A 14,213-nucleotide genomic window follows, 5' to 3' on the forward strand; every position below is an offset into this window, starting at 1 on the left:
AGGCCAGATGCCTGTGCCACTTCACAAAATAAATCCGAATCCAAAAAGAAGACCACTAAAAAAATGAAAAGCAATAGCAATAAACTTACAATTGCTTACCATAGTCGGCTGATTGTGATAAGTAGAAACGTGCCGGCATAACTGAATAGCAAAAGGCAAACTCAGCAAAATAAGCAAAGTTTTCAGAGGAAAAATTCCCAAGCCAATAAATAGGCCGGTGAGAACAAAAACACTGCCACAAATCCAAGGCAATAACTGAGCACCTTTTGCCGTACCCAGACGCACAATAGGCGAACGTTTACCGGCAGCCACATCATCAGAAACCTGATGAAAATGTGAGCAAAACAAAATCAAACTCGTAGTAATGCCAATCAAAATAGAAGCAGCAATGGCTACCCAAGACCATGCCTGAGTTTGACTGTAATAAGCCGCAGCAATTGCCAAAGGGCCAAAGGTAAAAAAGCAAATAATTTCACCTAACCCTAAATATCCCAAGCGAAAAGGCGGCCCTTGGTAGGTATAGCCCAAAGCGCAGCACAGCAAAACAATAGCAATCACAGTAAAATCTTGCTGCCACCAAGCAATGCCAAAAATGCCCAAAATTCCAGCCACTAAAAATAAATTACCCAGCCCAAAAATGAAATATTTATTGCCGGTTAAATTAACCAAAGAATGGGCTTTATTTTTATCAATGCCGGTTTCCGAATCAAAGACATCATTGCTGAGATTCAACCAAGCAACAATCAAAATGGCTGAAATTAAAAAAGTAAAAAATACCCCACTATTGAGTTTTTGGGTTTCCGCCACAGCCACCGCAGTTCCCAGCCAAATCGGGATAACTGCCACACTATACATCGGCGGCTTAATTGCCGCCATCCACAATTTTCTATTGGACGGTTTTATCGTTTGAGTAGTCATCCGGCGTTCTTGATTCACATCTTGCCAGCGGATTAATTTTACGATGTCTAGGACACAAAACTGCATTCCTTAGCGCCGGTAATTTTCAGCAAATTTGTTGTCCAAGTCCAGCCTAGCGCCGCAATCAAGCCAAATAACCCGAAAATTTTTATACTATTTTGTTATAAACTTGCATTTAATTTTTCAGCCGGTATCATCTTTATACCTAGGTTTATCCTGCTTTATTAGCCGCAACCCTAAACGAAACTTCCCCTACCTAGTTTAGCGCGAAGCTTCCAATGGTTAGATAATAAGGAAAGCCTCAATGCTGTCAAGTTTATTAACTTTTATTGCGTAACAAATCTTCAAAAATAGCCAAAAAACCATTTTTATGCTACTCATACCCCATCCATCAAACTTGTTTCCAGACACCAAAGCATTATTGCAAGTGCTATCTGCCGGCCTGCAAAAATCAATTGAAAGAAATCAGCCCCAAATTGTTAGCATTTCCTTGGAAATTCCAACCATTGATCCTCTTGCAGTTCTCCAAACAATTAATCAACCGGAAAAAATTCATTTTTACTTCGAGAAAAACCGCAGCCAAAATTCCTTTCGCCCCCCCGCAAGCGACCCCAAAATTATCAACCCCAGCGACGCCATCGCCGCCATCGATAGCGCCCAATCTCTTACCACAGAAGGCACAAAAAGATTCACTCAAGCCCAAAAATTTATTCGCACTTGCCTTGCCAACACCATCACCACCGGCAACCTTAATTTACCCTATAGCGGCCCCCATTTTTTCTGTAGTTTTAGCTTTTTTGACCACAACTCCCCCCAAGATTCAAGCTTAAACGCAGCCACAATCTTTTTACCCCGCTGGCAAATTTCTCGCCACAGAGAATGCTGCGTTTTAGTCGCCAATTTAGTGATCGAACCCAGCATCAACCTCGAAAAACTTTATAACAACTTCGTAGCAACCACCCAAAAAATTATCCAAACACCTAAAATCATCCAGCCTTCAACAACCCACAGCTTAAACCTAACAAAACAGCCAGTCACCGAACCCGAAACTTTTAAAAAATCGGTTAAATCTGCCTTAAACTCCATTCACAAAAACCAATATAATAAAATCGTCCTTGCCAGCGCCATTGATGTTTTTTCCCAAACTCCTTTTCAAATTATCCAATCCCTCAATAAACTCCGAAAACTACACCCCGACTGTTACATATTTTCCACCGGCAACGGCAAAGGAAAAACCTTCATTGGTGCCAGTCCAGAACGTCTTGTCAGCGTCGATAACCACATCTTAGCAACCGATGCCCTCGCCGGTTCAGCCCCACGCGGAAAAACCCCCCTCGAAGACGCCAACTTAGCCAAAACCTTACTCAACAACGACAAAGAAAAACACGAACATCAAGTTGTCATTGACTTTATTATTCAACGCCTCTCAAACCTCGGTTTAATCCCCCTCTTATCCCCTCCTATCCGTCTACTTCAACTCTCCAATATTCAACATTTATGGACACCCATAAAAGCCCAAGTTACCCCCAATGTTTCCCTTTTAGATATCGTCGCCGAACTACACCCAACCCCCGCCGTTGCAGGCAATCCTAGAAAAATTGCTTGTCAAGAAATCCGCCAATATGAAAACTTCAACCGCTGCCTATATGCCGGCCCCCTCGGTTGGATAGACCGCAACGGAAACGGCGAATTTATTGTTGGCATTCGTTCTGCTATAATTGATGGAAAACACGCCCGACTTTATGCCGGTGCCGGCATCGTTGAAGGCTCCATTCCCGACAAAGAACACGCCGAAATTCAACTCAAACTCCAAGCCCTCCTCAAAGCCTTAATTTAATTTAATTAAATGCTAGATTTCCGCAACACAAACACCCTTTGGGCTTCTATTTTTGTCGAAACCCTTGCTCGTTTAGGATTACAAACCGCCATCATTTGCCCCGGTTCCCGTTCCACCCCCCTCACCATCGCTTTTGCCCACCATCCAAACATAGAAAGCATACCCGTTTTAGACGAAAGATCCGCCGCATTCTTTGCCCTCGGAATCGCCAAAAAAACCGCCATTCCCACCGCCCTTGTCTGCACCTCTGGCACAGCAGCAGCTAACTTTTATCCGGCAATTATTGAAGCCAAAGAAAGCCGAATTCCCCTTTTAATTTTAACCGCAGACCGGCCCCCAGAATTACGAGATTGTCATTCCGGCCAAACCATCGACCAAGTGAAAATATACGGTCATTATCCCAACTGGCAAACCGAACTCGCCACCCCCTCCGCCGAAATTCCCCTGCTTAATTATTTACGGCAAACTGTCTCTTATGCTTACGAAAAAACCCTTCTCCCCATTCGCGGGCCGGTACACCTAAATATACCCTTCCGTGACCCGCTTTTTCCCCTTCCTCAACCGGCAATACAAGCCTTAGAAAGCAACTTTAAAACCGAAGAATTTTTCAACAGCACTCAATTCCTCAACGAGACAGTTTTTTTACCCGCCAACTTTGAATCAGACGTTATTTATCAAAAATGGAAACAAACAGAAAGCGGTCTAATTATAGCCGGTGTTGCGGAAACAAAAAACCCCCTCCAATACTGTGAAGCAATTGCCAAACTTTCCGCATTTTTGCAGTGGCCGGTTTTAGCGGAAGGACTTTCACCCCTAAGAAATTATCAAGACAAAAATCCCTATTTAATATCCACCTATGACCTCATTTTACGCAACCGGCAACTCGCCGAAAAACTCAAACCCACAGTCATCATTCAAATAGGCGATCTTCCCACCAGTAAAGAACTGCGTCAGTGGTTACAACAATGTCAACCCCTACACTTTATTATTGACCCCACCTATCAAAATTTAAATTCCCTACACGGCCAAACAATTAACCTCCGCTTTACCCTGAATAATATCGTTGATAAGCTACCTACCCTAATTGATTATTTCCCAGCCAAAAAAACAGAATATCTGCAAAGTTGGTGTCAAGCAGAAACCAAAATTCGCAGCCAACTTGATCAAAAAATAGCAGAAATAAACTGGTTATTTGAAGGCAAAATTAGCTGGATATTATCGCAAGTCTTACCCCGCAATACTCCTCTTTTCATTTCCAACAGTATGCCGGTGCGCGACGTAGAATTTTTCTGGAAACCCAACAACTTAGAAATTCAACCCTATTTCAATCGTGGTGCTAATGGCATTGATGGCATTTTATCTACCGCATTAGGAATTGCTCATCGTAATCAAAGCACTGTTTTACTAACAGGAGATTTAGCCTTATTACACGATACAAACGCCTTTTTATTGCGTTCCAAATTGGCCGGCCATCTCACCATCATCCTCATCAATAACAACGGCGGCGGAATTTTTGAAATGTTGCCGGTGTCTCAATTTGACCCACCCTTTGAAGAGTATTTTGCCACACCCCAAAATATCAACTTTGCTCAGCTTTGTGCAACCTATAGCGTAGAGCATCAATTAATCACCTCTTGGCAACAATTAGAAAAGCTATTAAACCCCATCCCAGAAGCCGGTATTCGAGTTTTAGAAATTCAAACCAACCGTAAAATAGACTCGCAATGGCGGAAAGAAAACTTAAATAAAATTGCCCAAAATGGTAGTTAAGTCTTGCTGAATAAGCAGCAAAAGGTAGGATATAATATTATTCTTGGAAGCTCATTCGGCATCAATTCCCTCCCATAGTTCAGAAAGCGGAATTGTTTGGCCTGTCATTGCTTCATACCATCCTTGACGAAAACTCTCTTCAGCAGATTTTATTGATTCTTCTTCATTTTGTAGCACAATCACCCGCACCCGCTGACCGGCCAGCTTATCAGATTGAGCCACAATTTCTTCCCAAGTTCCCTCAAGTTCCAAAGATTCGTAGTTCATAGGTTTTTTAGTTCCAATACACTTTAACAGTTCAGGCATTATCTTACCTAGTCTAACACCCCAATAAAATACCACCGACCAATCGAGAAAAAATCGATATTAATAAGCGCACTTTTCAATTTTCTGAAGTACAGCCAGGTAGTTTTAAAAACCCCATTTCCTAAACAAACCGGCCTTTTGCACAACCAACCCATCAAAAAACAACCAACAATAAGCTAAAATTCTCAAGCCAAACTTGCCCTTTTAAACCATGACAATCAACTGGCAAACCGCCAAAACCTACGAAGACATCCTCTACGAAAAAGCCGACGGCATCGCCAAAATCACCATCAACCGGCCCCAAGTTCGTAACGCCTTCCGTCCCAAAACCATCGTCGAAATGTATGACGCCTTCTGTGACGCCCGCGAAGACACCCGCATCGGAGTAGTATTACTCACCGGCAAGGGCCCCCATACAGACGGCAAATACGCCTTTTGTGCCGGTGGCGACCAAAGCGTGCGCGGCAAAGCCGGCTATATAGACGAAGCCGGCACCCCCCGCCTCAACGTCCTCGACTTACAACGCCTCATACGGTCTATGCCCAAAGTCGTCATCGCCCTCATAGCGGGGTATGCCATTGGAGGCGGGCACGTCCTCCACATAATCTGTGACCTCAGCATAGCCGCAGATAACGCCATTTTTGGACAAACCGGCCCCAAAGTTGGCAGTTTTGACGGCGGTTTTGGCGCCAGCTACCTTGCTCGCATAGTGGGCCAAAAAAAAGCCCGTGAAATTTGGTATTTGTGCCGGCAATATAACGCCCAACAAGCCTTAGAAATGGGACTCATTAACACCATCGTGCCGGTCGAACAACTCGAACAAGAAGGCATTAACTGGGCCAAAGAAATACTCGAAAAAAGCCCCATCGCCATTCGCTGCCTCAAAGCCGCCTTTAATGCCGACTGTGACGGACAAGCCGGCCTCCAAGAATTAGCAGGGAACGCCACACTCCTTTATTACATGACAGAAGAAGGAGCAGAAGGCAAACAAGCCTTCCTTGAAAAACGCCCTCCCAACTTTGGCCAGTATCCCTGGTTGCCCTAACCTAAACTTCTAATCGTAAAATTTCCATTAAAAATCGCACCAGCTTTCTTGCTCGGTGCGACTTTTCCATAAAAATTGTCATTGTTTCGCGGCGGGTGGCTCCAACGATTTTGTAATCAAGATGCAGCAATAGCCAAATCTTTAAAGACCTTGCCAGACAAGCTTTTCATCTAAAATCTGGGCCTCTAAAATCGCTGCATCGTCCCACTCCCTGCTTCAAAAAAATCCCGCCCCTCAAACAAATTTTTAAAATTTAATCACCGACGGATGTCTAATCTTTAGTCTGAAAAATCTCAGATCAAATTAGCATCTCGTGGAAGTGTTACTGTCACACTTTTTATAGTTTTGTATTGTTTTGCTAACTTAAAAACGCTTCAACTAACTGAGCCGGTGTTTCTGCGCCCTGCTTTTCCCGGTCATCAGTGTTAGCGAAGGAAAAAGATCCATCAATAGGTAGAAGTTGTGGCACCCCCAACATTTCCTCTTCCCACACCTTAATTTCTTCCAAAGTTTCCCAAGACGGAGCAAACGGTGGGATCGCCAACGAGCAAGCTTTCCACGTCCCCCTCACCGGGGCATCAAGCTGAGCACAGTGACCGCCGCGTCGGCCTTGCGGCTGGTAGAATCGGCAGTGACGGCAGGCAGATGTCAGGCAATTTAGAGTTTTCATAACCTTCTCGTTGGGGGGGTGGGTGATTATCTTCTTTTATTGTTAATCATTCAAACTTTGCGACCTGAAGCTATCAATCACTTATCCTGTATAGATTGTAGTGATCCCTAAGTGCTTTTTTTTTTAACCTTTTCTTTATAATCTAGTTAAAAGGGTATTAAATTTGGTTAAAAAGACGATACACTGATGTGAGCTTCACTTAAGCGCAGTTGAAGAAAAACTAACGGGGATCAAGTTAAACGGCAAACATTAACTTAAACCACACAATCAAATAGTAGACAAAATTACGGAGAAATGACAATACAATAAATTTGATGATAATCATTATGGCTATTCCTCTGGTGGGTTGCATCTGTCACTCGAAATACACCCGTAGTTAGAGCAGCAAACCGAACAGTAAGTTCCTCCTTAACCGACCTAAAGATAGAAGTACGTAGTAAAACCGCTGTTTTCTCCGTAAAATTACTTAAGTACAATCACGCCGGTAAATGTATTTAAGAAAACAAAAAAAATTTACAAAACTTAACAAAAACCAACAAAAAAAATTAATCCAACTGTTCAGGAGGAGCCGACCAAGTTTTAGCGGCACAAACAGCACAAACACCCCAGCGTTGAAGTTCCCCCGAAGGAGCAAAACAGCCACAGCCTTCACAAACCGGCAAACCCTCCGAACGAGAGCGAACCAACTCAGCCCAACGAAGAAAAGCCGTTCGAGCATCCTGAGCAGGAGGTAAAGGATCACACGGTTTCGGCTCAACCCGACAAGGATGCTCTTGCCATAAAGTCAATTGGTTTGGAGATTCAAAAACAGGCTGCTTTGAGCGGTGCCAAGAACCGGCAGAAAAGCGAATATCCAACAAACTTAAACCAAGAAGATCATTTAACTGCAACAAAATAGAGCGCCGCTTAAACAAAAGCTGATTTGCCCAAACCGGACTCGAAGTGGCAACCTTTAACACAGAGCGCTCAATTTCCAAAGGACGAGTATGAGCTAAAGCCGCCTCCCCAATCACCTGTGGCCAACACCTCAACACCGCCTCAAACTCCCCAGAAGGCTGCAAATGAGGCTGACGAGCCAAAAACCGTACAACGCCATCGATAGATTCAAAACTCATAAAACAATTTTAGATTTGTGATCGCAGATGCGAGATATTAAAAACCTTTTTTCAGACCAGCTAAATACAAATAGGGAAACATCCCGTGCGCGAAGCGTGTGATAGCAGAAGCCAGTAAAATAACAAGTTAAACTTTAATCGGTAGCAAATACACCGCTAAACGCGAACGCCGAACCGCGCCAAAGGAGAAAAAGCCATGACCAAAACACCCGACCTTGTAAGCAGCAAAAACTCCCCCAATAATCAACTATTAAAACCGGCCCTAATCGCCGCCCTTGCCAACTTAGATATAAAACTAGAAGAAGAACTACCCCGCTACAGACGTGAACGGCGCAAAGAACTCGCCCAAATTGGCAGAGTCATCACACCCGCACAAGGACAACAACCAGACTTGATCTATATATCCGCCAGCGGCGGCAGAACCAACCCATCACAACCTGCCGAACTGCCCCCACCCCCCATATCCCTTGAAAGCAAAACCCCCACAGAGGCAAATTCCCCAACCGCCCTGCCGGTAGTCCCCACACAACCACAACTGCCAACCGGCCTAACAGTAAGCAATGGAAGCCAAACCATAGCAGAAAAAGACAATCCAGCCGAAAAATATCTTGAATCATCCGAACAACTAATCAAAACTCTAGGCGAAGACAGCCCGAAACAGCCACACCGCAAAACCTCAGAAAGCCTGCTCAGCCCCTTGGGAATTGGCTCCATGCTGCTATTTTTGATGGCAAGCATCACCTTCGGCTACGTCATCAGCAAACCGGCCAACTTCGCCAACTTGGGAGCAGGCAAGCCCACCAACAAACCCAACGCTACCCCCACCACACCAGCCACACCAGTCGCCACCGTCGCCCCTCTTCCCACCTCCCCCAACCTAGCAGCACGGGAATTTGTGGAAGTCAACCTCGACACCCTCAGCAACCTCAGCCCCAAAACCACACCCCCACCGACGCCCAAACCCACAGCCCAAACCACACCAGTCCCCGTCACCATCCCCAACGTACCCCTGGGTTCCATCACCCCAACCACCGCCACCCCTGCACCCAGCAACAACTTAAACAAGCTCTCCGAAACCCTGCTACCCCCCGCAAAACAACCAAAACCAGCACCATCTAAACCGGCAGCTACAGGCACCCCCATTCCCACCCCCACCGTCACCCTCACGCCCAAACCTAGCAGCAACTCAGAGGACTATTATTATGTCGTCACAGACTACACCGGCCCTCTCAGCTTAGAAAAAGCTTTGCAATTCGTAGGCGACGCCTACACCCGCGAGTTTTCATCCGGTACCGTCATTCAGTTAGGCGCTTTTAACGATGCCGAAACAGCCAAGGTTGTCGTCACCGAATTGCAGCGTCAAGGTTTGTCGGCCAAAGTTTACCGGCCATAGTTCAGAGGTGGTTTGCGGGGGTTCTTGATCAAGAAAGCTTTTTTGTGTGCCGGTGCTTTGTCGCCGCCCTCCCCCATACCCCCAGTCTCGCTAAGATAAATCCCCAACAAGAATAAAAGTTTGTCGGATGAGTGACGGTGAGCCAATTGATTCTCCCAGAGGTCGAGATATCAACTCGCTCTCACTCTAGGTCATCGAATAACTCATCAGACTCTTGGCAATCAGACTTAATGACGATTTCTGCCTCTACTGCCCTCTTAATTAAATCAAGACAATATAAATTGCCGAGAGTGCTTATCTGTCTAATGATTTCGTCTGTCAATTCAACTTTGGTGGGATGCACGGCTGTAAAGGCAGAGAATTTGTTTGCAAGATTGGGTGTTTGCGTGTTCACTCAAAAGGCATATAAAATTCCAATCACCAAGATGTAGAAACTTGATATCCCACCGGGTAAAAAATGGAAACATTGCCATTTGTTGATAGGCGAGCAGTTTGGTCATTAATAACGCCATTTTTTATAGGGAAATCTCTGTCATAGCTTGGCCGAAAAGTTACAGGCAACGTGAGCGCCACATAAGCACTACCCGCCACTATATTAAGATTCTCGTTAAATATCACCCCTGATATTTCCATACTGTTAGTGTAGAAAATTTCTTGAAAGATGAAAAGCCCGAAGTTGTCGATTACCGAAAGGCTTTTTGGCAATGTAACTAGGTGAAAATTGAGCCTGTTAAAAGAGACAGCAAGTAGCCGGTTGATTACAACAACAGATTTAGACGGCAACCCCACCATCACACCAATCTGCCAACATTTAGGAGAAATTTACGACTTTAAAAAATCAAAGGGCGTGCCGATCCGATTGATTCGCACAAACCTTGCTTGCATTGCCTGTCGGCATCTATTCTGATCACTGGTATCCGAAATTTCTGGGGTACAGGAAGAGTAAAAAGTTAACGGGCCCATCAAAGCCCGTTTTTTAATTGGGCGATAAAATCGCTAGACTAAAAAATTGCCAGGTTTAAAGATTTGAGTCTTGGAACAAAGCAGAGATTGCTGCACCCGGATCGGGTTGTTTTACCAAGGATTCGCCTATCAACACAGCACCGGCACCAGCAGCCCTAACTCGTTGTAAATCAGAATTGTTGTGTAACCCTGACTCACTCACTACCAGAATACCCCGCTCTTGCAGCAGACTACCGTGCTTTTGCAACAAATCCTCAGTTGTTTGTAAATCTACCGAAAAATTACCCAAATTCCGGTTATTTATCCCTATCAAATTTACCCCATCAATTGCCAGAACCCGATCCAGTTCTTCTAAACTATGAACTTCGATCAAAGCCGTCATCCCCAAAGCCTTGACAATTTTCAAAAAATATTGTAAGTCTTTGTCAGATAAAATTGCCGCAATTAAAAGCACCGCATCAGCACCATTAACACGAGCCAGATAAATTTGATAGGGATAAATCACAAAATCCTTACACAACAAAGGCAGATCCACCGATTGCCGAATACGGCGAAGATTTTGAAAACTGCCTTGAAAAAACTTCTCATCTGTTAACACAGAAATACAACTTGCACCGGCTTTTTCATAAGCCTTGGCAATATCCACCGGCTCAAAATCTTCGCGCAAAACTCCCTTACTTGGAGAAGCCTTTTTTACCTCAGCAATCAAAGCCGGTTGAGTTTTACCTTCTTTTAAAGCCGCCAAAAAATCGCGGGGTAGCGGTGCATTTTTAGCTTGATATTGCAGTTCCATCAACGGCAAACGCTCGCGCATTTGCGTAACTTCTGTTTCCTTATGCCAGACAATTTCTTCGAGAATATTTTGCGGTTCAGAATCCGCCATTTTTACTTGATAACGCAAAATGCTCACAGAAACAGCAGGATTTGGAGGACGACGACGAATTTGCATAGTTTATTTTCTCAATTTTACATTTTCTTCATCTGTGGAGCAGGCATCTTGCCTGCTTAATATCTGCGGTTTATATCCACAGATGTAAGGCAGGCATCTTGCCTGCCCCACTGATTAACGCAGATAGGTTAATGATTAGCGATGGCACGTTTATAAGCTTCATCCAACACTTCCGAAAGGGTGGGGTGAGTGTGGACAAAGAAAGCTAAATCATGGACAGATTCGCGTTTTGCCATTGCATTTGCGGCTTCTTGAATTAAATCAGCCGCGTGAATTCCTAAAATATGAACTCCTAAAAGTTCTCCTGTATCTTCCCGGTAGATAACTTTAGCAAGTCCTTCGGTTTCGCCTTCAGCAATTGCTTTAGAATTGCCTTTAAAATAACTGCGAGCAACTGCAACTTTGAAACCTTCAGTTTTGCCTAATTCTTCGGCAGCCGGTTGAGTTAAGCCAACAAAACTAATTTCTGGATGGGTGAAAGCTGCGGCGGGAATTGAGCGATAATCAACTTGCCGGTGACGTCCACAAATGGTCTCTACCACAGCAATACCTTGTGCAGAAGCGGCGTGTGCCAGCATCATTTTGCCGGTAGCATCACCAATTGCCCAAAGATTAGAAACCGGCTCACCACTTGCTAAAATTTGTAAGTCATCATTGACAGGAATAAACCCACGCCGGTCTGTTTCCACACCTACTTTTTCTAATCCTAAATCTTTAGTAGCTGGAATACGACCGGTAGCAACTAAACAAGCATCAACTTCTAAAACTTCGACCACTTCTTTTGTTTTCATGTCTGCCAGTTCAATTCTCACCGGCGAGCCGGGGGTAACTTTGGCAGCTAAAACACCTGTGCGAGTTTCAATATCACGGGGGGCAATTAAAACTCTTTGGGCTTGTTTGGCAATATCAGGATCAAAAGTAGGCATCAATTGATCGAGGGCTTCGATCATCGTAATTTCTGAACCCAAAGCGGTATAAATATCAGCAAATTCTAAGCCAATATAACCACTACCAATAATAGCAATCCATTGGGGTAACGATTCTAACTTAATAGCTGCATCGCTGGTAAAAACTGTTTTGCCGTCAACTTCTACGCCGTTGGGTACCCAGGGAACTGAACCGGGGGCTAAGATAATATCGCGGGCGGTGATGGTTTTTTCGCCGTTATCCGTATCAATGCTGATTTTTTGTTTACCGGCCACTCTACCCCAGCCTTGAAACACATCAATGCCAAGACGCTTGAGGCTGTTGGTCATGTCTGCGCGAATTTTGCTAACAATATTGTTGGCATGATCGGCGATGGCGCTACGCTCAAAGCTGACTTCGCCTAACTGGATGCCCAGATTTTTGAGGTGATGTTCGTCGCGCAACTCACGGACACGACCGGCTGCTGCCAGAAGGGCTTTTGAGGGGATACAGCCGCGATTAATACAGGTTCCACCCATTTCGGCGGCTTCAACAATAGCTACTTTCAAACCGCAACTTTTGGCGTGGATGGCGGCACCGTGTCCGCCAACACCGGCACCGATAATTGCTAAATCGTAATCAAATCCAACTGACACTTGTATTTCTCCTGCTGCAACAAAAGCCCTATTTATTTTCGTCTGTTGGGGGTCACTTGTACAAGGGGATGCAGTTCTGTTTCAAGCAAGCAAATTTTTGGGCAATCTGTATTTTAGCAATGGGTCTGGTATTCCCAAGAGGGCTTGAGAATACCATTAACTGGAATCCCAAAAATCAGTAAACTCAGCTTAATGCTAGGGATGGTTGGCGGTTTGAGGCATCCTAAAACGCTGTGCATCTGGCAAAAATTTAGCCCCAGCCGGCAAGTATTGGTGATAGTTTTTATATAGCTATGGAGTCCTGCATGATGGAGCAACACGAAGAAGACCAAAATTTACGCCGCATCGCTGCTGAAGCTTTTTTTGAGTCTATCGAACAATTACAAGATAGCCTTAATGATTTGCCGGTAAGCGATGCCAAGACTCCTAAACAGCCTGGTAAGACAAATTCAAGCAAAAAAACCGAAAAAGCTTTTGATTTAGCGGAATTAGAACAAGCCGTTGCTGATATTGAGCAATATCTGGAGTCTAAAAAATCTAAACCGCTGGAGTAGTTGGGGCTGTTTCGTGTTGCTGGCGTTGGGCTTCATATAAAATCACCGCCGCCGCAATGGCGACGTTTAAAGATTCTACGCCGTTATTGAGGGGAATTTTCACTTGGTGGGTGGCTACATTTAGCACAGAGTCAGATAAACCGGCCCCTTCATTTCCCAGTAAAATCACAGTGGGTTTTTGATAGTCAATTTCCCAGTACGTTTGTTTGGCGCTGGCGGTGGTGGCGATAATTTGGAAGCCGTTATCCCGACAGTCGCTCAATTCGGCTGTTAAATTCGGCTTTCTGGCAATGGGTAAACGAAACCATGTGCCGGCAGATGCTCGCAAAACTTTCGGTTGTTCAGGATCAGCGCTATCATCACTTAACCATACCCCCCCAGCACCGGCACCGGCTGCTGTGCGAATAATTGTCCCTAAATTCCCCGGATCTTGAATTGTTTCTAGGGCAACTATTAAACCTGAGATATTTGAGCTTTCTATGTCTTGAGTTTTGCGTGGCGCAGTTGCTACAACTCCATCCGGGTTAATCGTCGTTGCAAGCACTTGTAAAACAAAATCATTTACAACTTGACTCAGACTGGCGTGTTTTGTGGCAAAATCCCAAAGTTGGGGATGCTCAGCAATCCATTGGGGGGTAGCACAGACGGTTTCGAGGGAATACTCAACAGCGCAGGCTTCCTCAAGTAAATGGGTTCCTTCCAGCAGAAAGAGATTCGTTTCTTCGCGTCCTTTCGGTTTGTGGAGTTTGCGAATTTGTTTAACAAGACGGTTTTGGCGACTGGTGAGGATATTGGTGAACATATTTCCGAGTTCTGCAAAAACAATAAAAATGGCAAAAGGAAAATCCTTTTGCCAGGGGATGCGGAACCCGGGACTTGAACCCGGAAGGCTTGCACCACATGAACCTGAATCATGCGCGTCTACCAATTCCGCCAGTTCCGCTTGGTGGCTTAATTTGCACCACAACTCACAAATGTAGCGTAAGAGAGAGCCAAAGTCAAGGGATGAGCGGAAATTTTTTTTGGAAACGGCAAAAAGGTTAACAAATCGCAACTTGTTAGGGCAGAAAGCTGGACAGATTGAATCTTTCCGGTAAAATCGGAACCAACTTAGGAGTTACAAAAAATTAA

12 protein-coding genes and 1 tRNA gene are annotated in these 14,213 nt (G+C 44.7%); 5 read left to right on the forward strand and 8 right to left on the reverse strand.

All coding sequences use genetic code 11. The features are described 5' to 3' along the window. Positions 1-21: 21 nt before the first annotated feature. Positions 22-918: a 2-carboxy-1,4-naphthoquinone phytyltransferase gene (gene menA / locus NG798_RS03125; protein ID WP_261220545.1), complete on the reverse strand. Its 897-nt coding sequence runs from the start codon at positions 916-918 to the stop codon at positions 22-24. A 370-nt stretch (positions 919-1,288) separates the two neighbouring features. Here menA and NG798_RS03130 point away from each other — a divergent pair, with 370 nt between their 5' ends. Both NG798_RS03130 and menD read left to right on the forward strand, forming a co-directional pair. Further along, positions 1,289-2,755: an isochorismate synthase MenF gene (locus tag NG798_RS03130; RefSeq protein WP_261220325.1), complete on the forward strand. Its 1,467-nt coding sequence runs from the start codon at positions 1,289-1,291 to the stop codon at positions 2,753-2,755. Between the two features lie 9 nt (positions 2,756-2,764). Beyond that, positions 2,765-4,525, forward strand: a complete 1,761-nt coding sequence (menD, locus tag NG798_RS03135; RefSeq protein ID WP_261220326.1) for a 2-succinyl-5-enolpyruvyl-6-hydroxy-3-cyclohexene-1-carboxylic-acid synthase — start codon at positions 2,765-2,767, stop codon at positions 4,523-4,525. A gap of 51 nt (positions 4,526-4,576) precedes the next feature. Here the strand turns inward: menD and NG798_RS03140 are convergent, their stop codons facing one another. Then, positions 4,577-4,792 (reverse strand): hypothetical protein, encoded by a 216-nt coding sequence (locus NG798_RS03140; RefSeq protein ID WP_261220327.1) that lies wholly within the window; start codon positions 4,790-4,792, stop codon positions 4,577-4,579. A 250-nt stretch (positions 4,793-5,042) separates the two neighbouring features. On the opposite strand from NG798_RS03140, the gene menB reads away from it, so the two are divergent. Beyond that, positions 5,043-5,876, forward strand: a complete 834-nt coding sequence (gene menB, locus NG798_RS03145; protein WP_261220328.1) for a 1,4-dihydroxy-2-naphthoyl-CoA synthase — start codon at positions 5,043-5,045, stop codon at positions 5,874-5,876. Between the two features lie 358 nt (positions 5,877-6,234). Here the strand turns inward: menB and NG798_RS03150 are convergent, their stop codons facing one another. Together NG798_RS03150 and NG798_RS03155 are read right to left on the reverse strand one after the other, a co-directional pair. After that, positions 6,235-6,546 (reverse strand): hypothetical protein, encoded by a 312-nt coding sequence (locus NG798_RS03150; RefSeq protein WP_261220329.1) that lies wholly within the window; start codon positions 6,544-6,546, stop codon positions 6,235-6,237. 545 nt (positions 6,547-7,091) lie between these two features. Beyond that, positions 7,092-7,661 (reverse strand): DUF721 domain-containing protein, encoded by a 570-nt coding sequence (locus NG798_RS03155; RefSeq protein WP_261220330.1) that lies wholly within the window; start codon positions 7,659-7,661, stop codon positions 7,092-7,094. Positions 7,662-7,857: 196 nt separating this feature from the next. Between NG798_RS03155 and NG798_RS03160 the strand changes: the two genes are divergently transcribed. Then, the gene (locus NG798_RS03160; protein ID WP_261220331.1) at positions 7,858-9,054 is read left to right on the forward strand and encodes a hypothetical protein; all 1,197 of its coding nucleotides are present in this window, start codon (positions 7,858-7,860) and stop codon (positions 9,052-9,054) included. Between the two features lie 1,018 nt (positions 9,055-10,072). On the opposite strand, the gene trpC is transcribed toward NG798_RS03160, so the two are convergent. Both trpC and lpdA read right to left on the reverse strand, forming a co-directional pair. Next, complete coding sequence (trpC, locus tag NG798_RS03165) at positions 10,073-10,966, reverse strand: indole-3-glycerol phosphate synthase TrpC (RefSeq protein WP_261220332.1); 894 nt, start codon at positions 10,964-10,966, stop codon at positions 10,073-10,075. Positions 10,967-11,094: 128 nt separating this feature from the next. After that, positions 11,095-12,528, reverse strand: a complete 1,434-nt coding sequence (lpdA, locus tag NG798_RS03170) for a dihydrolipoyl dehydrogenase (RefSeq protein WP_261220333.1) — start codon at positions 12,526-12,528, stop codon at positions 11,095-11,097. Positions 12,529-12,833: 305 nt separating this feature from the next. On the opposite strand from lpdA, the gene NG798_RS03175 reads away from it, so the two are divergent. Beyond that, entirely contained in the window at positions 12,834-13,082 is a 249-nt protein-coding gene (locus NG798_RS03175) for a hypothetical protein (RefSeq protein ID WP_261220334.1), read from the forward strand. Here NG798_RS03175 and NG798_RS03180 read toward each other — a convergent pair. Both NG798_RS03180 and NG798_RS03185 read right to left on the reverse strand, forming a co-directional pair. Next, a complete protein-coding gene (locus NG798_RS03180; RefSeq protein ID WP_261220546.1) occupies positions 13,066-13,872 on the reverse strand; it encodes an RNA methyltransferase in 807 nt (268 codons plus the stop codon). The two genes, NG798_RS03175 and NG798_RS03180, sit on opposite strands and share 17 nt — an antisense overlap. A 71-nt stretch (positions 13,873-13,943) precedes the next feature. Beyond that, positions 13,944-14,025 (reverse strand) — tRNA-Leu (locus NG798_RS03185). Between the last annotated feature and the right edge of the window lie 188 nt (positions 14,026-14,213).

The organism is Ancylothrix sp. D3o (assembly GCF_025370775.1).
GTDB lineage: Bacteria > Cyanobacteriota > Cyanobacteriia > Cyanobacteriales > Oscillatoriaceae > Ancylothrix.